Below are 25,314 nucleotides of genomic sequence, written 5' to 3' on the forward strand. Positions count from 1 at the left end.
TTATCCGGTCTAAAACCGCTTCCTCTTCTAACTTTCAACAGTTGTGGCTTATGCCCCTTCGCAATGACGTTATCTGTCATTGCGAGACCACATAGTGGTCGTGGCAATCCATTTTGGGTCACTGAATTGCTTCGTAGGCTTACGCCCCCTCGCAATGACGTTTTTATAAAAAAGGTAATTGCTATGGACAACGTCACTAACTTCTCATCAATTGACTATAGGTCATTCACTTCATTTTTACTTTTAGTAATGAGCTGATTTTTAGTAGCAGAAGGAGGGAGGGGATTGTTGTGATAATAATAAATGTAAAAAAGTTTTGCCATCCGAATTGTACAACAATATATCCTGAAAGAGCTGGAAAAATCGATCGTGAAAATCCCATCATAGAAGTGAAAAACGAATATTGTGTAGCACGAAATTTACCTTGACAAATTGAAGCAATAAAAGCAATGTAGGCTGTCATAGTCATTCCACCAGTTATACTCTCAAAACCTGTCGTAATAAAGAATAAGGGTAGATTTTTACCATAAATCTCTTGCAGAATAAATAAGGTATGTGCTATGGCATGAATTACTCCAAATATCAGCAAGCTATCCAAGATATTCTTTTTTCTCATCACTGAGCTAGCTATTAGCCCACCAATTATTGCAGATATTATGCCGAAAAATTTCCCTGCACTAGCTATTTCAAATTCGTTATAACCAATATGTATCAGAAAAGGATTAATCATCATACAAATAAAATTATCTGGTAATCTATATAAAATAAGGAAGATTATTATTAAAAAGATTAAATAAAAAGATCCTACAGGTCTCAAGATATTTTGTATAAAGTTTGAACTATTTACCTTATAATCCTGATAAGTTTGGGAAATTAAGTCATGCTTTAATCGTAAGATACTCACAACTAAAATAGCAGAGCAAACAAGTACAGAAATGGCAAAGATTTTATATACATTATTCCATCCCAAGTAGCTTGATAGATAAATAGCACCGGAACCTGATATTAGCATACCGATACGATAGCCAAAAATATAAATTCCAGAAGCTACCCCTTGAGATTCTTTGGCAATAATTTCAGTTCTAAATGCTCCTAAGACAGTATCTTTAGCTGAACTTAAAAATGATATTATCAATCCTACCAGTGCAAACAATATTAGACTATGATGAGGATCCATGGTACTTAAAAGAAAAATAGCCAATGCCAACAAAATTTGAATCAGACAAATCCAAGATAATCTATGACCAAGTAGTTTACTTAACCAACCTAACTTTACAGTATCAAAAATAGGAGCCCATAAAAAATTGATAGAATAAGGTATTACGATAACAGCAAACATTCCAATAGATTGTAAATCAATATTTTCTTTAGCAAGCCAATAGTTTAAGGTATTGCCTGTAATCATTAAGGTAAATCCGCTAGTTAAACCAAACAACCAAATAATGAACAATTTTGAAGGAGTTAACATATAAATATCTAATAAGAAAAAACTATAATACAATAATAATTTTCCTATACAAGTTAAGTTAGATTCTATAACTAACCGGAATAGGATTTAGCTGATAAACCTATCCTACCCGTTTATAAGGTAGGACTATCTTATTAGGAGCCTTATTACTATAACTAATTCCATAACCTTTTTGGCACCACTCTTTAACCAGATTAAACTTATGATTAAAAATTTTATCTATCTTTGATAATAGTTGATATTTTCCATCATAATATACTGTAGGGTCTATACCTCTAAATTTTGGTTTAATGTTTATTTGCCCTTTGCCAAATTCCACTATTGAAAATGTTTTAACTTTATGAGAATATTCCTTAAATAATTTTCGTAACTTAACATCTTTACTCATTTGAAGCTTTGTTAAAACTTGCTTATCTATACCAAAATGTAATTCATCTTTAGTAATAAGATTTATATCTACAGCACGTTTTAATATCTTAACGAAGCAGTCATATACTACAGCATTCCATTCGCTACCCCAAAATTCCCAAGTAAAATCTAAAGAAAGCATAGCAAATTGTTTAGCAAGCACAGGATCTGTAAAGAACCATATATTATGTTTAAATTGTAAATTTTCGACCATTTCCTTTGCTTCAATTTCTGAAATTTTGTTAAGAATAACGCCTGTGTGAATATTATATTGTATTCGATCTGCACAAAGTGAAGGCAAGGGGGATTCTAATGCTATGTATTTGGGATTATCAGGGTCTAGTTCACTAATAGAAATGTTATATTTACTGATAATTTTTTCAATATCCATTTTCTTTAGAAACCATAAATGGATAGTATCTTGATAAGAATGTCTGCTATTTGGTTGATAAAATAAATTATCTCCTAAATGAGAAAAAACAGTATGAGAAACATCATGTAACAAGCCGGCTATTTGTTCAATTTTTGACACTCCTGCTTTTTGTAATAAAACAAATACTCCTATACTATGATCATAGCGACTAAAAAATGGCATTAATTCCAAATAAGGGGGTGGGCCAGATTGATCAATTTCTTTTATTCTTTGCATAGCTTTACTTTGTATTAATTCCTCTATTATCGGATCATTAACTATAGAATCACCCCATACTGTATGAAGAACCTGTTCAGCATAGGAAGATAAACAAATAATATAATTTATTATAATAGCAAAAATTATTCTTTTTATCACAATCTACCTTTTATAATTAGAAAAGGAGCCATTATCAAAATAATATCATTACTTGTCAAGATTCTTACCATAAGCATAAACAGCTTCTATGAAAAATTTTGTTGACAAAATTGAGGAAGGTAGTACTATTGCTGTTTTTAATAGAGTTCTTGCATAACCTAATCTAATTGGTAATTTTGTTGTCAAAACTCGTCTCCGTTCCTCACGTACATCTTAGTACGCTGCGGTACTCGACTTCGTTTTTCCTAAAAATTCCTCAATTATCTTTAGGTTATGCAAGAGTTCTAATTTAAGCTAGAAAAATTTTAAAAATTGATTTATCACTTTTAAAGTTTTTGTTAAATAATATCAAAGGATAAATTTTATATGAAAGTTGTAAGTTCGTTAAAATCTCTAAAGAAAAGAGATAAAGATTGCCAGGTTGTAAAAAGAAAAGGTAAAATTCTTGTAATAAACAAGAAAATTAAAAGGTTTAAAGCTAAGCAAGGTTAGATAATTTAGAAATTTCATACGTTGTTGATTAAATTTCTAAGATTTAATTTTAGATGGAGGATCTTATGCAAAATACTAATTTGATAATCATTGCAGTAGGTCTACTTGTAGTATTTATTATATTCTTTGTTTATAAGAAGAGCAAAAATGCGTCTGTTAGTATGCTTATCAAGGATACTAATAATGCACAAGAGCTTAATGCACCATTTAATAAAGCAGATAATATCAAGAAGCTAACTCTAAAAGAAAAGGTTGAGCTATCGTGGAAGTTCTTATATGAAATTACAGAATCAATTGTTAATAAATTTTCTAAAGAGGATGTAGAATTAGTAAATCATCTTGGTCACACATTGTTAAATAACGGTATGAAGTATGAGCATGTAGTAGACCTTGGTATTAAGCAACAAATTACATCAAGAGCTGCAAATATTGAACAACAAGCCCATTCTCAGTCCCAGAAATCTTTGGGTAAATAAGCATCGGTAATTTTGACAGCAAGATTAATTGTGAGCGTTCAGAGAAAAAAGTTAAAGTACAAGATTCCTATTAGTTATCGCAGGCAACCTCCTAGAAGCAATTTAACCTCACAACCGTCATTGCTTCGTCGACCTTACGGTCTCCTCGCAATGACGGTTTCTCAATATATTGTTTTCTTAAACTGATGCTTATGCACAATGACGCTTGGCGATCAGATTTTTTATTCATCATAAGAAAAAAAACCGTAAACACTCACATAGCTAAGTCTAACGAACCTAAGAGCAAAATCAAACCGACATAATTGTTATTTTTAAATCTAGTAAGACAGTTTTGTGGGTCTGAAATTTCTAATGTTATTACCTGCCAAATCAGCATCATATAAGCACAAAGGATAGCTATATAGTTAAGGTGATGAGCTGCTATAATTTTAGCAATTATGAATAATATTATGAAAATGGTATAATAAACATATAGATGCAGTTTATAGTTTTTCTTTTCTAAAAATAATGGCATTGATTTGAGATTAATCTTTTTATCGTACTCTATGTCCATAAAGCCATAAATAATGTCATAACCGATAGTCCAAAAACAGCAGGCAATATACATAATAACAGCTTCTAGTGATATTTTATCGATTACTGCACTATTACCAATCAAGACTCCGTTAAATGTTAGCCCTAGAAATATTTGTGGAAAAAAAGTAATTCTCTTCATTAGTGGATATAAAATGATCATGATGCAGGAGAAAAACCCTAAGTAAATGGCTGTTTTATTTAATGATAATAAAATGGCTAAGGAAATAATTGATAATATAATTAACAAAATCATCGCGTCACTTACTTTCAATGAGCCATTAGCCAAAGGTCTATTTTTTGTTCGTAACACATATTTATCAAAATCTTTGTCAAAAATATCGTTAAGAACGCTACCAGCTCCTCTGGTAACGACACTTCCGATAAAGAATAATAGTAATAATTTTACTAAATTATATATTGTAATATTGGTAAGAAGTACCCCAAAGCATGCTGAGAAGAATACTAACAGATATCCAGTAGGATTTTGCAGCCTCATTAAACTGAGACTTAGGAAAAATTTATTTGGCATTACTATTAATTATGATATATCTTGGTTTAATTTAATTATAATAGTCTTATTATGACGGAATTTCCAAAAGATTATAGCTTTAGTGAAAGCGAAAGAAAATGGCAAAAATTTTGGCAAGAACAAAAAATTTATCTTTGGGATAAAAATGAAACAAGGGAAAATAGTTTTGTAGTAGATACTCCACCACCAACAGTCTCAGGGCAACTGCATATAGGACATGTTTATAGTTATACCCAGGCTGATTTCATGGTTCGTTTCAAACGGATGCTAGGTAAAAATATTTTTTATCCAATCGGTTTTGATGATAATGGTTTACCTACCGAACGTTTAGTTGAAAAGCAAAAGCAGATAAAAGCAACAAATATGGCAAGAGAGCAATTTGTTGAAATATGTAAAGAAGTTGTTATTTCTGAAGAAGAAAAATTTCGTTCATTATTTAATCAAATGGCTTTATCGGTTGATTGGACTTTGGAATATCAGACAATTAATCCATTATCACGAAAAATGTCACAAATGTCATTTTTAGACTTAGTAAATAAAGGAGAAGTTTACCGCAATAATCAACCAATATTGTGGGATCCAGTTGATCAAACGGCTTTAGCACAAGCTGATATCGAAGACCAAGAAAAAACTTCAATGATGAATGATGTAATTTTTCAGACCAGTAAGGGCGAGAGGATTATTATTGCTACTACTAGACCAGAATTGTTACCAGCTTGCGTTGCGGTATTTTATAACCCAAATGATGATAGATACAAACATTTGCAAGGTCAATTTGCCATAACACCGCTATTTGATATTAAAGTACCTATTTTAGCAGATGATTTAGTTCAAATAGATAAAGGAACCGGGCTTGTTATGTGTTGTACTTTTGGTGACGTAACCGACATAACTTGGTGGAGAGTTCATAATTTACCTATAAAAATTATTATAGATAAAAAAGGTATCATAGATTTATCAGACGAATTATCAAATTCATCTTCTTATAATCAGATAAATGGCTTAAAAATAAAAGATGCTAGAAGTAAAATTATAGAAATCTTAAAAGAGAAAAATTTATTAGTTAAACAAGTAGAAATCACTCAAACAGTAAAATGTGCTGAACGTTCAGGAGCTCCACTAGAGATACTTACCATACCGCAATGGTTTGTTCACACGATAAAACATAAAGATGTTTTAATGCAACGAGCGAATGAAATTAATTGGCACCCCAAAAATATGAAAATTAGGCTTGAGAACTGGATAAATGGTTTATCATGGGATTGGTGTATAAGTCGTCAACGCTATTTTGGCGTGCCATTCCCTGTTTGGTATTCTAAACGAGTTGGAGAAGTAGGCAAAGCTATATTTCCAGATATAACACAACTGCCAGTAGACCCAACCAAAGATTTGCCAATTGGCTATTCGCGAGAAGAGGTAGAGCCAGATTATGATGTTATGGATACTTGGGCTACTAGTGCAATCTCACCGCAATTAAGTAGTCACGGTATATCTGAAAAGTTTAACGTAGATGCTGAGCGTCACCACAAATTATTTCCAGCTGATTTGCGTCCACAAGCTCATGAAATTATTAGAACCTGGGCTTTTTACACAGTACTTAAAGCCCAATTGCATGAAAATACCCTACCTTGGAAAAACATTATGATTAGTGGGTGGTGCCTGGCATTCGATCGTAGCAAAATGTCAAAATCTAAAGGGAATATTATTGTACCACAAAAATTACTTGAGCAATATGGGGCTGATGTAATGCGTTATTGGACTTCTAAATCTAGGCTTGGAGCTGATACTGTTTACTCTGAAGAGGTAATGAAAAATGGGAAGAGACTTGTTAATAAATTATGGAATGCTTGCAAATTTGCGGCTATTCATTTTGACAAATTAGATCCATTAGATAAAAATGTCCAGATTCCTGATATAGAAAGCAAAATTTGTCACAAGTTTGACCAATGGTTAATAGTAAAACTAGTTGAGTTAGTAGATAAAGTTGAATCAGATATGCATAATTATGAATATACCGATGCTATGGAGTCAATAGAAAAGTTTTTTTGGTCAGTATTTTGTGATAATTATCTTGAAATCACTAAGACCCGAGCTTATAACATGGATGGCTCAGACAATAGAGGGCAGTATAGTGCTATAATCACTTTATATTATTCGATAAAAATTTTACTCAAATTATTAGCTCCTTTCTTACCGCATATAACAGAAGAAATTTGGCAAATATTATATAGTACAAAATCTATCCATAGTCGAGGTAATTGGTCTCAAATCAAAAAATTCTCTTTCCCGGTAGAGCAAATTCAACCTGATAGGCTTATTAAAATACTAGATTTGGTTAGAAAAGCTAAAGCAGAAAAGAATTTGTCAGTTAAAGCTAATATTAAGGTACTAGAAATTATAGGAGAAAAACTTCCTAATGACTTAACGATAGACCTTAAAAATGTTACATCTTCTCATAAAATAGAATTTGTTGAGGAATTTTCATCAACAAATCAAGTTTTAAAGAATGATGAAGTTGTAGTTAATATAATATACTGACAATAAATCATCGATGAAGAAGGTAATAAAAATAGGTACAAGAAGAAGTACTCTGGCTTTGATTCAGACAGGTTTAGTAATTGACCAAATTAAAATTCATTATCCACAGATAAATTATGAAATAGTCCCAATAGTTACCTCTGGCGATTTGATTAAGGATAAAAATTTGTATGATATAGGTGGGAAGGCTTTATTCTTAAAAGAAATAGAAGCTGCTCTTATAAATGAAGAAATTGATTTAGCTGTACATTCATTTAAAGATGTACCTTGTAAATTACCGTCAGAATTGATGATATGTGCTGTACTTGAGAGAGAAGATGCACGAGACGTATTTGTCTGCTTGAACTATAAATCAATAGAAGAATTGCCTTTTGCCAGTATAGTTGGTACATCCTCAGTACGTAGAAAAATCCTAATACAAAGAAAAAGACCTGATTTACAAATTGTTACTTTTAGAGGAAATGTTGATTCAAGAATAAAAAAATTAATGCAAGGTGATGTTGATGCGACCATTCTCGCTTATAGTGGTTTGAAAAGATTGGGGCTATTTGATGAAAAATATTGCCACTTAATAGATATAAAAGAGATGTTGCCATCTGTAGGGCAGGGAGTTATAGCGGTAGAGATAAGAAAAAATGATAACAAAATGCAGGAGATATGTAATAAAATTAACCATCTTGAAACATGGGAACTAATGAAGGCGGGAAGAGCATTTTTAGAATATCTAGATGCAGATTGTAAAACCCCTATAGCTGCTTATTCAACATACGTATACTCAAATGATTTAAGTATACGTGATAAGGTTATTCATACGGAGTTTATGCTTGCCAATTTTGATGGCAGTAAAATAGTTTTTCATAGCGAAACTTCCGATTCAAAAGATGCTAAAAATTCTGGCATAAAAGCTGCCAAGAATATGATATAGTCAATTAACCTTAATTAGTGCTGAATAAGCACCTATCGTGTTGTTTATTTTTGTTCTATAGTTTTATTAGCTCTGCTTTTTTGGTTAAGGATTCTATGCCATTTAAGTCAGTAGCAGTTACCCATAGTTGTAATCCTAATTCTAGGAAAAGATCAATTAAATATTCTCGCCTTTTCTTGTCAAGATGGACAAAAACCTCATCTAACAGTAAAATAGGCATAGCGATATTTTCTTTAATAGAATAATTAACTTGGGCAAGTATTATTGCAATGAGCATAGCCTTCTGTTCACCGGTAGAGCAGTGTTTAGCTGGGGCATTTTTTTCTTTATGAATAACTATAAAATCACTTTTATGAACTCCAAAATTAGTACGATTAGACATTCTATCACGAATACGACAGCCCACTAATTCATTTTTTATAAAATCTACATCTATATCATAATTTTTTGATATTTTTTCTTCTATAACCCCATTAATTGATAAAATAGCTTTAGGGAAGTCATTATCCAAATCATCAATGGTTTTTTGAATATGTTCTAAAATTTTCAACCTATTAATAGCAATTTGAATTGATAATTCTGCCATTTTCTCTTCAATTACTCCAAGCCAATTTGTATCAACTTGATCTTGTAATAGGATTTTACTGCGTTCATGCATATAATATTCATATTTAGTCACTATCCCTGCATGCGATGGATTAAAATTATAGACAATCCTGTCAAAGAATTTACGTCTATCACTAACACCAGAAGAGAAAATACCATCCATTTGGGGAGTAAGCCAAATCATAGCAGAGAACTTGCTCAATTCATTATTTTGTATTTTAGCACCGTTAAATTCTGTAAGTCGCCTATTAGATTGACGTTTTAAATTTGTTGAAATTTCAACTAGTCCAAGTTTACTGTGTAGTAGCCCATAAGCCGAACAATGCTCTGCCCCTCTTTGACAAACATCATCTAATTTTGCTGATCTCAAACCTTTACCAGGAGAAAATAGTGATATTGATTCTAGGATGTTAGTTTTACCACTACCATTTGCTCCTATTAATATAATAGGGTTATTACCAGTATTAATCTCTAAATCCTGAAAATTACGATAATTTAGTAGTTTTAATTTTTGTAAGTAAATATTATTAATCAATAAATTGTCTTCCCACCACTTTTAAAATTTTGATGAGCCTTGTTTAATTTTTTAAGAAATTCTGGAGAATATGATTTAATATCACTTTTTGCTCCACCTTCATATTTTGTAGCTAAATCCATCCCGCCTTTAATCATATTATAAGCAAAATTTTCTTTTTTTGTTTCTCCAGCTATTCTTTTAGGATTCATAAATTTATAAACTTGGTATAAAGCAAAATTTTTAACTAAACGCCTTGCTTCCAATCTAGATTGACGACTTATACCATGTAGATTGTCTTTTGATTTTATCAAGCCTCGGTTAGCTTCTTTTACCAATTGTGAATGTTGTTGCATCAAGTAACTACTTACTTCCGTAACATTCTTACTGATAAGTTGTTCATCAACTTTAAGATTTAATTTCTTGTTATTGAGTTTACCTAAATATTTTTGTATTAATATGATAATCTGTGTCTGTAATTTGGTTAGATCCATTGTTTGTTCGTTAAGACAAGCTAATATTTGTTCTATCTCTTGCTCAAAAGCGTCGTTTGCACTTAACTCATTGAAAATTTCCATTGCCTCATCGGATCCAAGTTCATCATCATTAGTGATACCTGCCAATGCATCCTTAATTTGGTCTGCTAATTTTCTAGAATCTTGTGGTTTTTTGTTATCTGTTTCCATTTGTTAGCCTCCTATTTACCAATTACTCAAACTAAGCAAATCCAGGGAAAGGATTAGCTAATCATTCTTGAGTAGTAAAGTGTCCTCTATAAGTTCTATATAACATAATTCCTCGACGCTCTTCAATTATAGTTTTGCATAATAAGGCTGAGTCAATAGCTTTTTGTCTTTTAGTAAATTTGTATTCTTTTTCTGAACATAACTCACTTATACTAATATTCTGCCAAACAAGTCCATCAAAAATTTTTGCTTTAATATAACCGCTTGACTTTAAATTCTCATAATCCCCTTTATTAAGGCTTAATGCATCGTCATTTAACAAAAGCTTAACATCCCCAACATATGAATTTACTATATGATCAACATATTTAATATAGACCTTACCGGTTAGTTCTATCGTGCTAGGTATCATAATCTTCTATCTTGGTTTCTAGATGGCTCAATAGACCTCTTGCATAACCCTAAAGATAATTGAGGAATTCTTAGAAAAAACGAAGTCTAGTACCACAGCGTACTAAGATGTACGTGAGGAACGGAGACGAGTTTTGACAACAAAATTACCAATTAGATTAGGTAAGAGGTCTAATAACTTCTCCTTAAAAATGATGTAATATTGGATCTTGTTCATCATATTCTTTTAACATATAACCACGCCCCCATACCGTATCAATGTAGTTTGTACCACCAGCAGCATCAGCTAATTTCTTACGTAATTTGCAAACAAATACATCTATAATCTTAATCTCTGGTTCATCAACACTACTATACAGATGATCTAAGAACATCTCCTTATTCAATACTGTTCCTCTACGTAAAACTAATAATTCTAAAATGGCATATTCCTTATTTGTTAAATGAACCTTTTTTCCATCCACTTCTACAATTCTGGTATCAAGATGAATACTTACCTTGTCAAACCTAACCACTGACTCAGAATGTCCTTTAGAACGACGAACAATTGCATAAATACGAGCAATTAACTCTTCGCGGTTAAATGGTTTTGTGATATAATCATCTGCCCCGCATGTAAGCCCTTTGATTTTCTGATCAACTGTAGTAATACCTGATAAAATCAATATGGGCGTTTTTACTTTAGCAGAACGTAATCTTAGCAATACTTCGAATCCACTAATGTCTGGTAGCATAAGATCTAAGATAATCAAATCATAATTATAAACTCTAGCTATCTCTATTCCTTCTGTACCAAACTCGACCACTTCGCAAATAATTCCCTCTGAAGCTAACGTTAATTCAATAGAACTAGCTATGTCACTATTATCTTCTACTAACAATACCCTCATTACGTCTTTCTCCTTAACAAATTTTTCTTTAGTAATTTATTCTTTTTGTTACACGCTATGTTCTCATTTTATCTCCATAAGAGCAAGTAATTTTATTAAAATAAATTACAAATATATTAAGCTGTTGTGAACATTATTCTTTAAATAAGTAATTTTTGTCCTTTAATCAGCAACAGTCTATTTATTATACCGAAGCCCTGATATAGTCAATTGATGAGAAGTTGGTAACGTTGCCACTCAATGCTCATCTGTTACTTATAGGCGTCCTAAGCCCAAATTCTCCTGAATTGACTATAATCGATAACTCCTGTAAATTTTACATTTTACATAGCTGAATTTGATATAACAAGTTATATTTAAATTTTATTAACATAACCTATAGCTAACCACATTAATATTTAGCCATAGTATAGTCAATTGATGAGAAGTTGGTGACGTCGTCACTCGTCGCTCCTAGTCCCAAATCCTCCTGAATTGACTATAAATTTGCTTTGGGTTAGCTATAGATTAACTTATGCAGAAAGTTTATTGATTCTTATTACGTATATTCATATATTCTATAATAACGCATGTTGCCAATTACTATAAAACTTATCTAAATTAAGCCTTATTCTTTTTACGCGTTCAGCGATGATTATCGAATATATTGTTTTAAGAGTGATCTCAAAATCATCATTAATAACCACGTAATCATAATATTTAGCATATTGTACTTCCTTGGTTGCTAATTTCATACGCAACTCTATCGCTTCTTTACTATCTTGCCCTCTATTTTGAATTCGTTGCTGCAAAACACTAGGAGTTGGTGGCAGAACAAAAATTGTAATCACATTTGATAAGATTTTTTTTATGGATTTTGTACCTTGCCAATCTATATCAAATAAAACATCTAGCCCTTGACTTAGTAGCTCTTCTACAACTTTTTTAGGCGTTCCATAATAATTATTATAAATATTTGCATATTCAAGGAATTCATCTTGTTCAATTAGTTTATTAAATTCCTCTTTGGTCTTGAAATAGTAACTTACTCCATCAATCTCACCTGTCCTAGGTGTTCTGGTGGTTGCAGAGATGGATAATCTAAGATTACTGTCTATTTTTAAAGCTGCTCTTGCTAAGCTGGATTTACCAGCAGCCGAGGGGGAAGATAAAATAACAGTTAATCCTTTACTTTTCAGAGATAGTACCATATTTATTATTCTTTTATAACAGTGACTCTGAATATACTCGAATAATCTTTTGATTGAAACGAAAAAGTAAACAGATTACCCTTACTAAAAAATTGTTTGTACACAAATCTTTTTAATTACAGCCTTCTGCTTTATAAAGAATCAATAAATTTAATTGCTGGTGATGTTCTTATATAACAACAAAATTTTATCTTTTAGCATTAATTTTTGTTTCTTCAACTGTTTGATTTTAGTATCATCCTGCAAATGTAAAAATGCAGCGTTTATTAGTCTTTGTAAATCGTCATGTTTTTTTTGTAAGCTTTGTATATGATTATTGATATTCATTTTTAAACTCCATAATCAGTTAAAAACTAGGATTTCTATAAGGTCAACTTTATAAAACCAAATACTATTTTAATACAATATAATATATTTTAAAAGGAAAAAATATAACTATGACTGCTAATAATAAAAAAAAATTGCTTGTGGCAATCTCTGGAGCTTCTGGAGCCATATATGGTATAAGGTTACTTGAGATTTTACGGCAGTTAAATATTGAAAGTCATTTAATTATCTCAAAATCTGCCCATTTGACTATACTACATGAAACAGATTACTCTATACAACAAGTGCAAGAGCTAGCAGATTATTATTATAATCTTTCTGATATTGGTTGTAGGATTGCTTGTGGTTCTTTTAGGACATTTGGTATGATCATAGCTCCATGTAGCATGAAAACTCTCGCCTCAGTTGCTTGCAGCATTGAGGATAATTTAATTAGTAGAGCAGCAGGTGTTATACTGAAAGAACAAAGAAAATTAGTCTTAATGATTAGAGAAACTCCTTTACATAGGGGGCATTTAGAGAATATGTTGAAAGTAACGAGTTATGGCGGGATAATCGCTCCTCCAGTGCCTGCTTTTTATAACTTACCAGAAACCTTGGATGATATAATAAATCACTCAATTACTCGAGTGCTTGATATTTTTGACATTGATGCTGGTTTAATAAAACGTTGGGATGGGTTAAAATAACCTGATTAGTATTTGAAAAATCTGCCCATTCTTGTCATTTCTGCGAACTATTGTCATATATGGACGAGTGAATTTGTCAACAAAGAAAATAAAAAAATAGAGCCACAAAGGAAGCGGTCATATATTCGGCATCAAGTGCCATAATGGTTTCTGCATTCTTATAAATATCCTTGAGTGACCTCTCATTCCCACGGCTTCTAGAGCCTCGACATAATTACGGATTTTATTCAGAATACTTATTCATTAACTCTTTAACTTTCGTTCTCTTTATTGTTACTATTCTTTACTCACAATATTTATCAATTACCAATTTTTATTTAGTTGACATAGTTTCTTCTTTTTTTCCAACTAAACTAATTTGCAACATATTCGCTACCATTGGTGACTACTGCATAAGCAATCCTTGCTAACTTATTTGCTAAACCAACACATATAATATTATATGATTTATTTTCAGCAAATTTCTTCACTGCCCACTGCACTAGTTTATCTTTTGATTCCTTATCACTTTTTGCTCTTATTGCTATTGTCCTTGCGGCTTGAATCAACATAGTTCTGGCATATCTATCTCCTTGTTTGGTAATCCCTCCTAAAACTATCTTATCTCCTGAGCTATGTTGCTTTGGTACCAAACCAAGCGAAGCAGCAAAATCCCTCGGGGTTGGATAACTTTCCATTGGGGCTACACTCAAACAACTAGCATTGATTGCTCCAATGCCAAAAATTGTCTGCAACCTAGTAGCTTTCTCACTTTGCTTATTATTGCTGATAATCAGCTTTTCTAAAGTTTTTTCTTTGTCACATAAATCCTCAATTTCTTTACATTCTAAAAGTAAAATTGACCTTACCCCAGAATTTATATAACCTTTACTATACGCTAACTCTACCTCCAGCCTACATGATTTGCAAAATTTATTTTTACTTAATTTTGTATTATAGCCATATTCACATAAACTTGATATTGTAGAATTAGTTTTTTGCACACGATCTCTGATCGTATTACTTCTAATTTTATGCAAGAATTTTATATCTTGTTCCTCCTTGCTTTTTAGTAGCACAGTTTTTAATTCTGGATCACGAGCCGCTTTGCATATTGCTAACGCATCGTTATAATCATTTTTCTGTTTCGATGTAGCATAAACTTTTACATCTTTTGTTTTCATTAGTTTGACTTGCAAACCAAGCTTAGCAATTTCCTGTGACCAATAATTAGCTCCTCCACATGCCTCCATAGCTACCAATGAACTTTTATCGAGATTGCTTAAATAGGCTATTAACTCATCTCTTGTAACTTTTTGGTAACCTATTTTTTTGCCATTTTGATCGACTTGCACCAAGTGCATACTATTTTTTGCTAAATCTATTCCTATTATAGTATTTTTTATGCTATTATTTATCATGGTATGGATCTATTAATTAAATTATTATTTAATTTGGAGCAGCTGAAAACTATTTTTCAGCTGACTCCGTACAAGTAAAGCATATTTCGCTTCACTCGTCCATACCATCATTCCCGCTTCGGTGCGGAATCTGAGACCCCTGCTTCATAGCAATTATCTTTTTTATTTTTTTATGATGAGTAAAAAAGCTGACTGCTAAGAGTCATTGCGAGGAGCCGCTAAAAGCGGTGACGCAGCAATCTATTGTTGTGTAACCCCTGCGTAAGCAGGGGTTTAGATTCCGCACCGAAGCGGGAATGATAGGGTAAAAACGTCATTGCGAGGAGCTACTTTAGTAGCGACGAAGCAATCCATGAGAATTAGTATAGATACATCAAGACTATATGGATTGCTTCGTAGGCTTACGCCTTCTCGCAATGACGTTTTTATGCTGCTTAATACTTATCTATGCCTAGTAGAGCTATACGTAGCAGTTTTTCATCTTAGTTTTAGCGAAGACAAACCAATTAGAGCAAATATTATAGCTATAATCCAGAAACGTATCACAACTTTTGACTCTGACCAGCCATGTTTCTCAAAATGGTGATGCAACGGAGCCATTTTGAAAAGTCTTTTACCACGAGTAGCTTTAAAATAATATACTTGAATAATTACTGATAAAGTTTCAATAACAAATAATCCACCAATAATTGCTAGAACAAATTCGTGTTTGGCAATAACGCTAACAACACCAAGAGCACCACCGAGGCTTAGGCTACCAGTATCTCCCATAAAGATTTCTGCTGGCTGAGCATTAAACCATAAAAATCCTAGGCTAGCACCAACAATTGAAGCACAAAAGATAGTTAATTCAGAAATATTTGCTACATAAATAATTTGCAGATAATTTGCATAGAAACTATTACCCACCAAGTAAATAATTAAGGTAAAAGAACCTGCAGTAATAGCAATCGGCACGATGGCAAGACCATCAAGACCATCAGTTAGATTCACCGCATTTGATGCCCCAACTATAACAAACATACTAAAAGGAATGTAAAATAATCCCAAATCAATCAATAAATTCTTAAAAAATGGAATAGTCAGCAGGTTATTTCCTTGATTATTGGCATCCCTTAACAATAAACAAGCAATTAGACAAATAGTAAACTGAAATAATAATTTCTTCTTACCACTAACTCCTTTATGGTGGTTTTTTGTTACTTTAGCGTAATCATCCATAAAACCAAGTATACCAAAGCTAATAAAGACAAATAACACTATCCATATATATTTATTAGTAAGGTCAGAAAATAAGAGAGTAGAAAGACAAACGGTGAGGATAATCATTATCCCACCCATAGTTGGTGTCCCTACTTTTGCTTTGTGGGTTTCTGGCCCGTCATTACGAATTGGTTGACCATATTTTTGTAAATCTCGTAAAACTCTAATTATCCTAGGTCCTATCAAAAAAGAAATAGTCAAACTAAATAATATGGCAAGTCCGATACGAAAAGTAATATAGTGGAATAAATTTGCGACATGCAACTTATGTATATAGGGGGCAAGGAGGTTGTATATCACTAGTGTAACTCAAAAGATTGGATGATTTTACTAAGTTGGGTACTATTTGACCCTTTTATTAAGATTAATTCATTACCCTTAAGTAATTTACTTAAGTTTTCTATTAACAGATCAACATTATCAAAATGTATTTTTTCTATTTCATCTGGCAAAGATTGATAGATATATTGGGTATTATTGCCTACTAAAAAAACTCTGTTAGCACCAGAATCGAGAATTGCTGGTATTAAATCTTTATGGAATTTTATCGAATTGTCTCCCAATTCTAACATATCACCTATTATAGCAATTTTTTTCTTACCACTAAGCTGTTTTAGATATAATAAAGCAGCTTTTACTGATTCTGGATTAGCATTATAATAATCGCAGATAATTTGGTAGTCCTGACCATGATATTTGGCATTGATTAGCTTACCCCTACCATCCATTAATAATATTTTGTTTAATTGTCTTGCTGCTACATTAATATCTAAGTTCAATATGGCTGACATCTGAAGAGCGATAGTATAATTTCTAGCATAATGTTCTGGTACAAGGGGAATCTCGATATCTATTTTAGTATTATGAATCGAATAACGTAAACGAACTTGTTGGGTAATTTGTTGATATTCATATGATATTAAGCTACAATCTGCATATGGTGATGTGCCAAAACTATATATATTATTAATCGATAATTGCTTAAGATTTTGTAAAACTTGGTTATAATATGGGCTATCTAAATCTATAACAGCTATACCATCTTTTGACATTCCTTCAAAAATTTCACATTTAGCATCAACCAAATGCAGTTGAGACTGAAAAAATTCAAGATGAGCTTCTGATATTGTAGTAATGACTGATATATCAGGTCTAACCATTTTTGTTAGAGCTCTTATTTCTCCTGGATGATTCATACCCATTTCAAAAACAGCATATTCTATATCATCCGGTAGAGAAGCAAGATTTATAGGTACACCAAGATGGTTATTGAAATTTCCTCGACTAGCAAAAGTAGAGCCAAAGTGACTTAGTACAGTTTTGATTGCTTCCTTAGTTCCAGTTTTACCACTACTGCCAGTAACCCCAATAAACTTTGCCTGGGATTTCTGCCGTTTATACTCTGCCATCTGATGCAAAGCAGTTAAGGTATCAGGAACCATAATTACTTTTTCATCAGGCAGCCCTGCTATTTCCTGACTAATAATTACCGCATTTGCCCCACGTTCTAGAGCATGTAACGCATAATTATGTCCATCATTAGCTCCTTTAAGAGCAATGAACAAATCACCATCTGTAACGGAATTAGAATTGAATTGAACTTGTCCACCATGAATATCAGGATGTACCTCTATATTCAATGCATTATTCAAGTCTCTTGCTGACCAAATCATTATATTATATCTTACGTAAAGTTCAAAAGTGAGAGTTTACAGAAAAAAGTTAAAGTACAAGACGTCATGTCATTGCGAGACCATGTAATGGTTGAAGCAATCCATTTTTTGTTACTTTTATGGATTGCTTCGTCGCTAGCCACTCCTCGCAATGACGGTGTGTAGCAAAATACCTCCTCGCAATGACGCTTATACTTTAACTTTTTCCATGAACGCTCACATTCAAGACAATTCTTACCCCAATTTTGCTTTAATTGTCAATAAGTTTATTTTCTAGGAGGCTGCCTACAATAACTAATTAATTATATTTTGAGCTATTTTTCGGCGAGAATATATATGATTTTTGTAGGAATAGTGTACCTATTTCAAAAAAATCATGTTTATTCGCAGTCAAAAAGAGCCAAATATAGAATTACTTTCGTTATTGTATGCAGCCTCCTAGAGCTTTATTGGCTATATCGAAGTCGTTAAAGGGTAGTTTTTTATTACCGATTATCTGATAATTTTCGTGACCTTTGCCGGCAATTAGCAAAATATCATCTTTTTGTAAATTATGTATCGTCTCAGTAATTGCTATTTTTCTATTTTTTATTTCTATAAAACTATTAGTGATCGCTATAATAGCTGGTATAATTTGCTGCCGTATTAATTTTGGATCTTCATTTCTTGGATTGTCATCAGTAATAATAATCTCATCAGCAATTTTCGCCGCAACTTGCCCCATTAATGGTCTTTTACTGCTATCTCTATCACCACCACAGCCAAAAATTACTTTTAATAACCCCTTATCTGATTTTATTTTTCTTAACTCCAGTAAACTTTTTTCCAAAGCATCTGGGGTATGAGCATAGTCGATAAACACATTACTATTACCTACTCTCTCTAAACGCCCTTTAACTGCTTTAACTTGCGATAACTTCGATATAACTTGTTCCAAAGGAAAGCCAGTCAAATGCACCATCATAACGGCAATCAGTAAGTTACTAGCTTGAAAACTACCAACTATATCAGTAGTAAAATTATATTTTTGCCCTTTATAGTCACAAACCTTATGTCCAGGAACCTTATGTCCAGGAATTGTACTGTCGATAATTTTCAGATCGCCATTCATACCCACTGTTAAAAACTTTATATTACGTTGTTGTAAATAATGTTTAATATAATCTAATTGTGCTATTTCTGAGTTTAACACAGCCGTTCCTGTTGGCAATAAATTATCTGTAAATAATTTTAGTTTGGCTAAAAGATAATTAGCCATATTTTGGTGATAATCAAGGTGATCTTGACTAAAACTAGTAAAGCAAGCAGCATTTACTTTTACACCACATAATCTTTGTTGATCTAAACCATGGCTAGAAGCCTCAAAAGCTACATATTTTGTGTTATTCTCAGCTAGCTTATGTAAAATATGTCTAAAAGTTATAGGGTCAAGAGTAGTGAGAGCCGGGGATTTGTCTAAAATGTCTTGAACACTTAAATCCAAACCACTGGCACATTCTACGCCAATAGTCCCAATAGAACAACTTGGTACTCCTAATAATGTATATAGTTGCCTACAATATGATACTACCGAGGTTTTACCGTTAGTACCAGTAGCAGCTATCATATATGATGGTAATAATGGGTAGAGAATATTAGCAGCTTGACTCAGTGCCAACCGTGCATCACTCACAAGATTTATATGTACATCATTGGTGGTAATATTGGGGTTGTTTAAGCTCTCAGCATCATCTGTAATAATGAATTTCACCCCTTTATTTATTACATCATCGATAAATTTATTACCATCAGAGCTTGCTCCTTTAATCGCAAAGAATATATCGCCAGCTTTAGCTAGTCTAGAGTCACAGCACAAACTGCAAGAATTCATCTGAGAGATAATTTTATTATCAAATAGTTTTTGCATAATTTCTACAATTTAAGTATAGCCTAGGAGGCTGCATCCTAGATGCCTACTTTCGCAGAGATGACAATTTACAACTCAGTGTCACCCCTGCGTAGGTAGAGGGGTTTAGATTCCCGCCTACGCGGGAATGACAAAAAACTTGATTGCCTCGTTGGCTTATACTTTCTCGCAATGACGTCTGTTAATTAGGCATCATACTAACCGGGTTAGCTATATATTTATCTCAATTACCAAGCATTCTCAATAATAATGGGTATACTGTAAGGTTTAATAATTATTAGATCAAATCTAACCTGATAATTTTGGTATTTAGGGTTAGAGCTTAAAAACATACTGGTAGCTCTTTTTATTCTCATCTGTTGATGAGTTGATAATATTCTATCATCAACGTCAGAACATCTTGCTTTTACTTCTATAAAAACAAGTTGTTTACCACGCAGAGCAATAATATCAATTTCGCCAACATAATATCTTTTACGATGATATAGAATTTGATAAAATTTAATTTTGTAAATAATAATAGCTACATACTCAGCTATTAAACCAAGGGTAATCTTTCTCATAATAAAGTTAATTGACTTGAATCTGCATAATTATGCAAGTTTACAAATTTACTATTTAAATACTCAAATATTCCCTCATCTGAACCTTCCACTCCAAACCCTGAATTTTTTCGCCCAGCAAATGCTGCCTTGCAATTAGCAGGCAGCGAATCATTAATTGATACCATACCAAAATCAAGTTTTGTTGCCATTATTTGAGCTATGGCTATATTATTGCAATATATATAAGCTTGCAAACCATATTCCGTATTATTAGCTCTATTTATAACTTCTTGTATACTGCCAAATTTATAACATGCAAGAACGGGACCAAATATTTCTGTGCTAAAAATCTCCATATTATCCTGACAATTACTAATAATTGTTGGCTCAAAAAAATTACCATGAGCTTTACCTCCACATAAGATTTCTCCACCTTTATTTTTAGCATCTTCAATCAATTTTAAAATCTTATCTATAGCTGCTTTATTAATCAACGGTCCTATAACTGATTCAGAATCAAAACCATCCCCTATTTTCAGATTAGCAAATTTTGTAGTAAGAATTTGTAAAAATTCATCATAAATTGCTTCTTCAATTAATATTCTGTTGGGCGAAGTGCAAGATTGTCCACTATTCCTTATCTTTCCTAATATAAGCTCACTGGCAGTCTTATCTAAATCAACACCACTTAATATAATAAATGGAGCATTACCGCCAAGTTCTAGAGATAAACGCTTAATAGTAGCACTAGAATTCTGATATAACATCTTTCCTACCCTCGTAGAACCAGTAAATGATAATTTACGAATTCTAAAATCATTACAAAATATTTGTCCAATATTATTGGCATCACCGGTGATAATATTTAGTACTCCAGCTGGTATCCCAGCATCATTTGCCAATTTAGCCAAAACCAATGCAGAAAAAGGTGTGAATTCCGATGGTTTAAGTATAACGCTACAACCAGCAGCTAATGCTGGAGCAACCTTTCTTGTTACCATGGCATTTGGAAAATTCCATGGAGTAATTGAACAAACCGTACCAATTGGCTCAAATTCGGTGATAATCTTGTGAGTTATTGATTTTCCAGGCTTTATTTTACCTTGAATGTTATGAATGTTACTAGCAAACCAATCAATAAAAGACGCACCATATAATACCTCAAGCTTTGCACCTTCTAATATTTTCCCCTGTTCTAAGGTAATTATATAGGCTAGTTGATCAATATTCTCTAATATTAAAGAATGCCATTTTCTTAATATAGTTATTCTTTGTTCAAAAGAAGTTTGTGACCAAATTTTAAAAGCTCTAACAGAACTGTCAATAGCACTAATAATTAAATCATTAGGCAAATTTGGTATCGACCCAACCACTTTATCATTGGCAGGATTATAAACTGATAACTGTTCTTGGCAATCTAGCCAATTTCCATCTATATAGTTTTTTTTATTAACAAAATCTAGTAATTGCATATTAAACATTAAACGACTTCCCACATCCACAACTACCTTTTTCATTCGGATTGTTAAAAGTAAAGCCAGATTTAAACTTACCTTCTACATAATCCATTTCACTTGCTAAAAGATACATTAGAGCTTTTGGGTCAATTAATATTCGTACACCTTTATCTTCTACCACCTCATCAAACTTATTTTTGATATCAGCATATTCTACATAATAAGATAGACCGGAACAACCACCAGATTTCACACCAATCCTAATACCAAAAGATGGTTTATCACGCCTGTCTATCAATCTCTTTATTTGTTGAGCTGCTGCCTCAGTCAATGACATAACATTTTTCATAATAATTACTATGAGTTTTTAGTTTTATAATCAAGTATTGCTGCTTTTATGGCATCTTCTGCCAATAAAGAACAATGGAGTTTTACTGGTGGCAAAGATAATTCCTTGGCTATCTCTGTATTTTTTATACTACCAGCCTCGTCAAGAGATTTACCCTTAACCCATTCCGTTACTAAAGAACTTGAAGCAATAGCAGAACCACAACCAAATGTTTTAAATTTTGCATCTGTAATAATTCCCTCTGCACTAACTTTAATTTGTAGCTTCATTACATCACCACAGGCAGGGGCTCCCACAAGACCTGTCCCAACATATGCATCATTTTTGTCTAATGATCCAACGTTACGCGGATTTTCGTAATGATCCAGTACTTTTAAACTATAACCCATGTTATTCCTATATTAATAATTATTCTACCTTAATACGTCTATACTCTCCTGCTTTGAAAGATTGTTTTTTTGAAAATATCAGGGACTCGCATACTAACATACGCTGCCATAGTCTAGGAGCCTGCCTCCTAGCCCATTATTTTCAAATTCAATTCTCCAAATCATTTGAGTATATATCTATAAATATAACAGATTTTTTTGACCCACTAATAGTTATTTGCATTATTTTTGCAATATTGCTTATTTTTTTATACCCTACAATTTTTTTATTATTATGAAAATAACAAAAATTTTAAGGTATTATGCTATACATAGGTGTTATTACTAAAGTAACGCCTTGCTAATAAGCACCAGTTTACTGTACTTTCAATAGTTCATTGATTCTTGTAATAGATAATCTAGTCATTCTTGCTACTTCCTCAATAGAGTTACCATTGTTTATCATCATTTTTATTAATTTAGCTTCACCCTCGGCTCTACCCTCGGCTCTACCTTTGGCTTCTCCGATTTTAATACCATCCTGTAGCCCTATCTCTATACCTTCTTCTTTCCATACTTGAGCTATACTAGGCATAAGTTCTTCTCCTTTTTCTTTAGTTAAACTATTTTTTAATATTTTTTCTAACTCTATTTTATCACTTTGCTCAATAAAGGTCAAAGTATAGCTCAATAGATTTCTTATATGGTCATGACCTATTGTTATTTTACTCAATTTAGGCAAGAGATAAGAAATTTCTTGCCATCTTTTCAGTAATTGACGTTCGTGGATGTGTTTGAGGAAAAATAACAAAATCCCAGACCATACTTTTTCCTTAAGTTCTTTATCAGGAATATCATGTACGTTAATAAGCTGACAATCATTTGTCCAAAAGCCTCTGGCTAAATCTGGATGGCTAAATAAATTCCATATATTGAGCGATGCGTTATATTTCTTCTTGCCATTATAAAGTATTAAGGGATAAATTAATGGAAGGCTTTTATAGTCAATTGATGAGAAGTTGGGGACGTCGTCACTCGTCGCTCGCCTATTACTTATAGGCGTCGCTCCATCGTTCCTAGCCCCAAATTCTCCTGAATTGACTATAGCTAATTTAATAATTCGTTATTTACTGTACTTTCAGTAATTCATTGATTTTAGTAATAGATAGTCCAGTAATTCTTGCTACTTCTTCAATAGAGCTACCATTGTTTATCATCATTTTTATTAATTTAGCTTCACCCTCGGCTCTACCTCTAGCTTCTCCTCTAGCTTCTCCTATGGTTTCTCCTCTAGCTTTACCTCTGGCCTCTCCGATTTTGATACCATCTTGTAGTCCGATTTGAATCCCTTCTTCTTTCCATACTTGAGCTATACTAGGCATAAGTTCTTCTCCTTTTTCTTTAGTTAAACTATTTTTTAATATTTTTTCTAACTCTATTTTATCATTTTGCTCAATAAAGGTCAAAGTATAGCTCAATAGATTTCTTATGTGGTCATGACCTATTGTTATTTTACTCAATTTAGGCAAGAGATAAGAGATTTCTTGCCATCTTTTCAGTAATTGACGTTCGTGGATGTGCTTAAGGAAAAATAACAAAATCCCAGACCATATTTTTTTCTTGAGTTCTTCATCGGGGATGTCATGTACGTTATAGTTAAACCCGTTGAATTAGATGACATTATATGGTATAAATAAGAGAAAAAATGTCAACAAGCCCATATAGTAAAGATTTAAGAAAAAAAGTAATAAGTTATATAGAAAAAGGTAATAGTCAAAGAGCGGCTGCCAAGATATTCGATATACATAAAAATACAATTAGTCGCTGGAACGTAAGGAAGAGAAAGGAAGGAACGATATTAGCAAAAGCTAGAGTAGGTTTTAAAAGTAAAGTTGATAAGCAAAAGTTAGCAAATTTTGTAAGAAATAATCCAAATATGAGATTACAAGATATTGGTAAAGAGTTTGGAATTGCGAGGTCTCAAACTGGAAGGATATTAAAACAGCTAGGTTTTAGTTATAAAAAAAAACCTTTACCTACATGGAGTCAAGTGTAGACAGACGAGCTGAATATTTAGAAGAGATCAATAAATATGATAAAGGGCAAATAGTGCATATTGATGAAAGCGGTATAGATACAGGTATTTGCCAAGATAGAGGCTGGAGTAAAACAGGAGAATTACTGATTGGAAAGAAGAGTGGGAAACACTATCAAAGAACTAATATCATAGCTGGCTTGGTAAACAATCAATCAATAGCTCCTTTTGTTTTTAATGGAACGTGCAATACAGAGTTATTTAATAATTGGGTTGAGAAGTTTTTAATTAAAGAGTTAAAAGCAGGACAAGTTGTAGTGATGGATAATGCTAGTTTCCATAAATCAAAGAAAACAAAGGAATTAATAGAATCAGTTGGTTGCAAGCTTATTTTTTTACCGCCATATTCACCAGACTTAAATCCCATAGAGAAGTTTTGGGCTAATATGAAACGATGGATTAAAAATAAGGTAACAGAAACCAGCAAATTATTTGAAATTATTACTATGTTCTTTGTCACCTAATTTTATGGGTTTAACTATAATAAGCTGACAATCATTTGTCCAAAAGCCTCTGGCTAAATCTGGATGGCTAAATAAATTCCATATATTAAGAGGTGCGTTATATTTCTTCTTGCCATTATAAAGTATTAAGGGATAAATTAATGGAAGGCTTTTATAGTCAATTGATGAGAAGTTGGTGACGTCGTCACTCGTCGCTCGCCTATTACTTATAGGCGTCGCTCCATCGCTCCTAGCACCAAATCCTCCTGAATTGACTATAGCTAATTTAATAATTCGTTA

The 25,314-nt window shown here is 32.4% G+C and carries 28 protein-coding genes; 7 read left to right on the top strand and 21 right to left on the bottom strand.

The features are described 5' to 3' along the window. Nucleotides 1-226: 226 nt before the first annotated feature. The 3 genes from ACQH6S_RS03870 to ACQH6S_RS03880 all read right to left on the bottom strand — a co-directional run bounded on the left by ACQH6S_RS03870 (nucleotide 227) and on the right by ACQH6S_RS03880 (nucleotide 2,852). The gene (locus tag ACQH6S_RS03870; protein ID WP_425360724.1) at nucleotides 227-1,468 is read right to left on the bottom strand and encodes an AmpG family muropeptide MFS transporter; all 1,242 of its coding nucleotides are present in this window, start codon (nucleotides 1,466-1,468) and stop codon (nucleotides 227-229) included. 100 nt (nucleotides 1,469-1,568) lie between these two features. Beyond that, nucleotides 1,569-2,666: a hypothetical protein gene (locus ACQH6S_RS03875; RefSeq protein ID WP_341748617.1), complete on the bottom strand. Its 1,098-nt coding sequence runs from the start codon at nucleotides 2,664-2,666 to the stop codon at nucleotides 1,569-1,571. Between the two features lie 48 nt (nucleotides 2,667-2,714). Next, nucleotides 2,715-2,852, bottom strand: a complete 138-nt coding sequence (locus ACQH6S_RS03880) for a hypothetical protein (protein ID WP_425360723.1) — start codon at nucleotides 2,850-2,852, stop codon at nucleotides 2,715-2,717. A 180-nt stretch (nucleotides 2,853-3,032) separates the two neighbouring features. On the opposite strand from ACQH6S_RS03880, the gene ykgO reads away from it, so the two are divergent. Next, nucleotides 3,033-3,158, top strand: coding sequence for a type B 50S ribosomal protein L36 (gene ykgO, locus ACQH6S_RS03885; RefSeq protein ID WP_094648811.1), 126 nt, complete (start codon nucleotides 3,033-3,035; stop codon nucleotides 3,156-3,158). Between the two features lie 65 nt (nucleotides 3,159-3,223). Next, nucleotides 3,224-3,634 (top strand): DUF2660 domain-containing protein, encoded by a 411-nt coding sequence (locus ACQH6S_RS03890; protein WP_425360722.1) that lies wholly within the window; start codon nucleotides 3,224-3,226, stop codon nucleotides 3,632-3,634. Nucleotides 3,635-3,887: 253 nt separating this feature from the next. Here ACQH6S_RS03890 and ubiA read toward each other — a convergent pair whose 3' ends face one another. Continuing rightward, nucleotides 3,888-4,745 carry a 4-hydroxybenzoate octaprenyltransferase gene (gene ubiA, locus ACQH6S_RS03895; protein WP_192866912.1) on the bottom strand — a complete coding sequence of 286 codons (858 nt, stop codon included), beginning with the start codon at nucleotides 4,743-4,745 and terminating at the stop codon, nucleotides 3,888-3,890. A 45-nt stretch (nucleotides 4,746-4,790) separates the two neighbouring features. Between ubiA and ACQH6S_RS03900 the strand changes: the two genes are divergently transcribed. Together ACQH6S_RS03900 and hemC are read left to right on the top strand one after the other, a co-directional pair. After that, nucleotides 4,791-7,277, top strand: coding sequence for a valine--tRNA ligase (locus ACQH6S_RS03900; RefSeq protein WP_425360721.1), 2,487 nt, complete (start codon nucleotides 4,791-4,793; stop codon nucleotides 7,275-7,277). A gap of 13 nt (nucleotides 7,278-7,290) precedes the next feature. Continuing rightward, nucleotides 7,291-8,202, top strand: a complete 912-nt coding sequence (gene hemC / locus ACQH6S_RS03905; RefSeq protein ID WP_341748619.1) for a hydroxymethylbilane synthase — start codon at nucleotides 7,291-7,293, stop codon at nucleotides 8,200-8,202. Between the two features lie 55 nt (nucleotides 8,203-8,257). On the opposite strand, the gene recF is transcribed toward hemC, so the two are convergent. From recF to ACQH6S_RS03935, 6 genes are all read right to left on the bottom strand, one after another. After that, complete coding sequence (gene recF / locus ACQH6S_RS03910; RefSeq protein ID WP_094648821.1) at nucleotides 8,258-9,340, bottom strand: DNA replication/repair protein RecF; 1,083 nt, start codon at nucleotides 9,338-9,340, stop codon at nucleotides 8,258-8,260. Further along, nucleotides 9,340-10,008 carry a DUF5394 family protein gene (locus tag ACQH6S_RS03915; protein ID WP_341748620.1) on the bottom strand — a complete coding sequence of 223 codons (669 nt, stop codon included), beginning with the start codon at nucleotides 10,006-10,008 and terminating at the stop codon, nucleotides 9,340-9,342. The genes recF and ACQH6S_RS03915 overlap by 1 nt, the downstream gene beginning before the upstream one ends. Nucleotides 10,009-10,069: 61 nt before the next feature. Then, nucleotides 10,070-10,420, bottom strand: a complete 351-nt coding sequence (locus tag ACQH6S_RS03920) for a hypothetical protein (RefSeq protein ID WP_094648805.1) — start codon at nucleotides 10,418-10,420, stop codon at nucleotides 10,070-10,072. A gap of 184 nt (nucleotides 10,421-10,604) precedes the next feature. Continuing rightward, complete coding sequence (gene ctrA, locus ACQH6S_RS03925; protein ID WP_425360720.1) at nucleotides 10,605-11,309, bottom strand: response regulator transcription factor CtrA; 705 nt, start codon at nucleotides 11,307-11,309, stop codon at nucleotides 10,605-10,607. Between the two features lie 557 nt (nucleotides 11,310-11,866). Further along, a complete protein-coding gene (gene gmk, locus ACQH6S_RS03930) occupies nucleotides 11,867-12,499 on the bottom strand; it encodes a guanylate kinase (RefSeq protein ID WP_094648803.1) in 633 nt (210 codons plus the stop codon). 150 nt (nucleotides 12,500-12,649) lie between these two features. After that, nucleotides 12,650-12,826, bottom strand: coding sequence for a DUF465 domain-containing protein (locus tag ACQH6S_RS03935; protein WP_094648802.1), 177 nt, complete (start codon nucleotides 12,824-12,826; stop codon nucleotides 12,650-12,652). A 110-nt stretch (nucleotides 12,827-12,936) separates the two neighbouring features. Between ACQH6S_RS03935 and ACQH6S_RS03940 the strand changes: the two genes are divergently transcribed. Further along, the gene (locus ACQH6S_RS03940) at nucleotides 12,937-13,515 is read left to right on the top strand and encodes a UbiX family flavin prenyltransferase (protein ID WP_094648801.1); all 579 of its coding nucleotides are present in this window, start codon (nucleotides 12,937-12,939) and stop codon (nucleotides 13,513-13,515) included. A gap of 353 nt (nucleotides 13,516-13,868) precedes the next feature. Here the strand turns inward: ACQH6S_RS03940 and ACQH6S_RS03945 are convergent, their stop codons facing one another. From ACQH6S_RS03945 to ACQH6S_RS03990, 10 genes are all read right to left on the bottom strand, one after another. Further along, on the bottom strand, nucleotides 13,869-14,915 hold the full coding sequence (locus ACQH6S_RS03945; protein ID WP_425360001.1) for an IS110 family transposase: 1,047 nt from the start codon (nucleotides 14,913-14,915) through the stop codon (nucleotides 13,869-13,871). A gap of 477 nt (nucleotides 14,916-15,392) precedes the next feature. Beyond that, a complete protein-coding gene (gene mraY / locus ACQH6S_RS03950; protein WP_094649654.1) occupies nucleotides 15,393-16,478 on the bottom strand; it encodes a phospho-N-acetylmuramoyl-pentapeptide-transferase in 1,086 nt (361 codons plus the stop codon). After that, nucleotides 16,478-17,851, bottom strand: coding sequence for a UDP-N-acetylmuramoyl-tripeptide--D-alanyl-D-alanine ligase (locus tag ACQH6S_RS03955; RefSeq protein ID WP_425360717.1), 1,374 nt, complete (start codon nucleotides 17,849-17,851; stop codon nucleotides 16,478-16,480). The genes mraY and ACQH6S_RS03955 overlap by 1 nt, the downstream gene beginning before the upstream one ends. A 421-nt stretch (nucleotides 17,852-18,272) precedes the next feature. Next, the gene (locus tag ACQH6S_RS03960) at nucleotides 18,273-19,757 is read right to left on the bottom strand and encodes a UDP-N-acetylmuramoyl-L-alanyl-D-glutamate--2,6-diaminopimelate ligase (protein ID WP_425360716.1); all 1,485 of its coding nucleotides are present in this window, start codon (nucleotides 19,755-19,757) and stop codon (nucleotides 18,273-18,275) included. 227 nt (nucleotides 19,758-19,984) lie between these two features. Next, the gene (locus tag ACQH6S_RS03965) at nucleotides 19,985-20,320 is read right to left on the bottom strand and encodes a YraN family protein (RefSeq protein ID WP_425360715.1); all 336 of its coding nucleotides are present in this window, start codon (nucleotides 20,318-20,320) and stop codon (nucleotides 19,985-19,987) included. Further along, nucleotides 20,317-21,774, bottom strand: a complete 1,458-nt coding sequence (locus tag ACQH6S_RS03970) for an NAD-dependent succinate-semialdehyde dehydrogenase (RefSeq protein WP_341759908.1) — start codon at nucleotides 21,772-21,774, stop codon at nucleotides 20,317-20,319. The genes ACQH6S_RS03965 and ACQH6S_RS03970 overlap by 4 nt, the downstream gene beginning before the upstream one ends. Before the next feature lies 1 nt (nucleotide 21,775). Continuing rightward, complete coding sequence (locus ACQH6S_RS03975; RefSeq protein ID WP_094649772.1) at nucleotides 21,776-22,108, bottom strand: HesB/IscA family protein; 333 nt, start codon at nucleotides 22,106-22,108, stop codon at nucleotides 21,776-21,778. 8 nt (nucleotides 22,109-22,116) lie between these two features. Beyond that, nucleotides 22,117-22,497, bottom strand: coding sequence for a Fe-S cluster assembly scaffold IscU (gene iscU / locus ACQH6S_RS03980; RefSeq protein ID WP_094649773.1), 381 nt, complete (start codon nucleotides 22,495-22,497; stop codon nucleotides 22,117-22,119). A gap of 355 nt (nucleotides 22,498-22,852) precedes the next feature. Next, a complete protein-coding gene (locus ACQH6S_RS03985) occupies nucleotides 22,853-23,596 on the bottom strand; it encodes an Rpn family recombination-promoting nuclease/putative transposase (protein WP_425364706.1) in 744 nt (247 codons plus the stop codon). Between the two features lie 7 nt (nucleotides 23,597-23,603). After that, nucleotides 23,604-24,074, bottom strand: coding sequence for a hypothetical protein (locus ACQH6S_RS03990; protein ID WP_425364695.1), 471 nt, complete (start codon nucleotides 24,072-24,074; stop codon nucleotides 23,604-23,606). A gap of 107 nt (nucleotides 24,075-24,181) precedes the next feature. Here ACQH6S_RS03990 and ACQH6S_RS03995 point away from each other — a divergent pair, with 107 nt between their 5' ends. Both ACQH6S_RS03995 and ACQH6S_RS04000 read left to right on the top strand, forming a co-directional pair. Next, on the top strand, nucleotides 24,182-24,532 hold the full coding sequence (locus tag ACQH6S_RS03995) for an IS630 transposase-related protein (RefSeq protein WP_425360020.1): 351 nt from the start codon (nucleotides 24,182-24,184) through the stop codon (nucleotides 24,530-24,532). Further along, nucleotides 24,517-25,035, top strand: coding sequence for an IS630 family transposase (locus ACQH6S_RS04000; RefSeq protein WP_425360021.1), 519 nt, complete (start codon nucleotides 24,517-24,519; stop codon nucleotides 25,033-25,035). The genes ACQH6S_RS03995 and ACQH6S_RS04000 overlap by 16 nt, the downstream gene beginning before the upstream one ends. On the opposite strand, the gene ACQH6S_RS04005 is transcribed toward ACQH6S_RS04000, so the two are convergent. Then, nucleotides 25,000-25,308 (bottom strand): palindromic element RPE2 domain-containing protein, encoded by a 309-nt coding sequence (locus ACQH6S_RS04005; RefSeq protein ID WP_425364707.1) that lies wholly within the window; start codon nucleotides 25,306-25,308, stop codon nucleotides 25,000-25,002. The two genes, ACQH6S_RS04000 and ACQH6S_RS04005, sit on opposite strands and share 36 nt — an antisense overlap. Between the last annotated feature and the right edge of the window lie 6 nt (nucleotides 25,309-25,314).

It is taken from the genome of Candidatus Tisiphia endosymbiont of Mystacides longicornis (assembly GCF_964031095.1).
Lineage (GTDB): Bacteria > Pseudomonadota > Alphaproteobacteria > Rickettsiales > Rickettsiaceae > Tisiphia.

Excerpts from the sequence above, each read along its gene's own strand:
- ACQH6S_RS03870 (WP_425360724.1), bottom strand. The coding sequence starts at position 1,468 with ATGTTAACTCCTTCAAAATTGTTCATTATTTGGTTGTTTGGTTTAACT.
- ykgO (WP_094648811.1), top strand. The coding sequence starts at position 3,033 with ATGAAAGTTGTAAGTTCGTTAAAATCTCTAAAGAAAAGAGATAAAGAT.
- ACQH6S_RS03890 (WP_425360722.1), top strand. The coding sequence starts at position 3,224 with ATGCAAAATACTAATTTGATAATCATTGCAGTAGGTCTACTTGTAGTA.
- ACQH6S_RS03900 (WP_425360721.1), top strand. The coding sequence starts at position 4,791 with ATGACGGAATTTCCAAAAGATTATAGCTTTAGTGAAAGCGAAAGAAAA.
- hemC (WP_341748619.1), top strand. The coding sequence starts at position 7,291 with ATGAAGAAGGTAATAAAAATAGGTACAAGAAGAAGTACTCTGGCTTTG.
- ACQH6S_RS03915 (WP_341748620.1), bottom strand. The coding sequence starts at position 10,008 with ATGGAAACAGATAACAAAAAACCACAAGATTCTAGAAAATTAGCAGAC.
- ACQH6S_RS03920 (WP_094648805.1), bottom strand. The coding sequence starts at position 10,420 with ATGATACCTAGCACGATAGAACTAACCGGTAAGGTCTATATTAAATAT.
- ctrA (WP_425360720.1), bottom strand. The coding sequence starts at position 11,309 with ATGAGGGTATTGTTAGTAGAAGATAATAGTGACATAGCTAGTTCTATT.
- gmk (WP_094648803.1), bottom strand. The coding sequence starts at position 12,499 with ATGGTACTATCTCTGAAAAGTAAAGGATTAACTGTTATTTTATCTTCC.
- ACQH6S_RS03935 (WP_094648802.1), bottom strand. The coding sequence starts at position 12,826 with ATGAATATCAATAATCATATACAAAGCTTACAAAAAAAACATGACGAT.
- ACQH6S_RS03940 (WP_094648801.1), top strand. The coding sequence starts at position 12,937 with ATGACTGCTAATAATAAAAAAAAATTGCTTGTGGCAATCTCTGGAGCT.
- ACQH6S_RS03945 (WP_425360001.1), bottom strand. The coding sequence starts at position 14,915 with ATGATAAATAATAGCATAAAAAATACTATAATAGGAATAGATTTAGCA.
- ACQH6S_RS03955 (WP_425360717.1), bottom strand. The coding sequence starts at position 17,851 with ATGATTTGGTCAGCAAGAGACTTGAATAATGCATTGAATATAGAGGTA.
- ACQH6S_RS03960 (WP_425360716.1), bottom strand. The coding sequence starts at position 19,757 with ATGCAAAAACTATTTGATAATAAAATTATCTCTCAGATGAATTCTTGC.
- ACQH6S_RS03965 (WP_425360715.1), bottom strand. The coding sequence starts at position 20,320 with ATGAGAAAGATTACCCTTGGTTTAATAGCTGAGTATGTAGCTATTATT.
- ACQH6S_RS03970 (WP_341759908.1), bottom strand. The coding sequence starts at position 21,774 with ATGCAATTACTAGATTTTGTTAATAAAAAAAACTATATAGATGGAAAT.
- ACQH6S_RS03975 (WP_094649772.1), bottom strand. The coding sequence starts at position 22,108 with ATGAAAAATGTTATGTCATTGACTGAGGCAGCAGCTCAACAAATAAAG.
- iscU (WP_094649773.1), bottom strand. The coding sequence starts at position 22,497 with ATGGGTTATAGTTTAAAAGTACTGGATCATTACGAAAATCCGCGTAAC.
- ACQH6S_RS03995 (WP_425360020.1), top strand. The coding sequence starts at position 24,182 with ATGTCAACAAGCCCATATAGTAAAGATTTAAGAAAAAAAGTAATAAGT.
- ACQH6S_RS04000 (WP_425360021.1), top strand. The coding sequence starts at position 24,517 with ATGGAGTCAAGTGTAGACAGACGAGCTGAATATTTAGAAGAGATCAAT.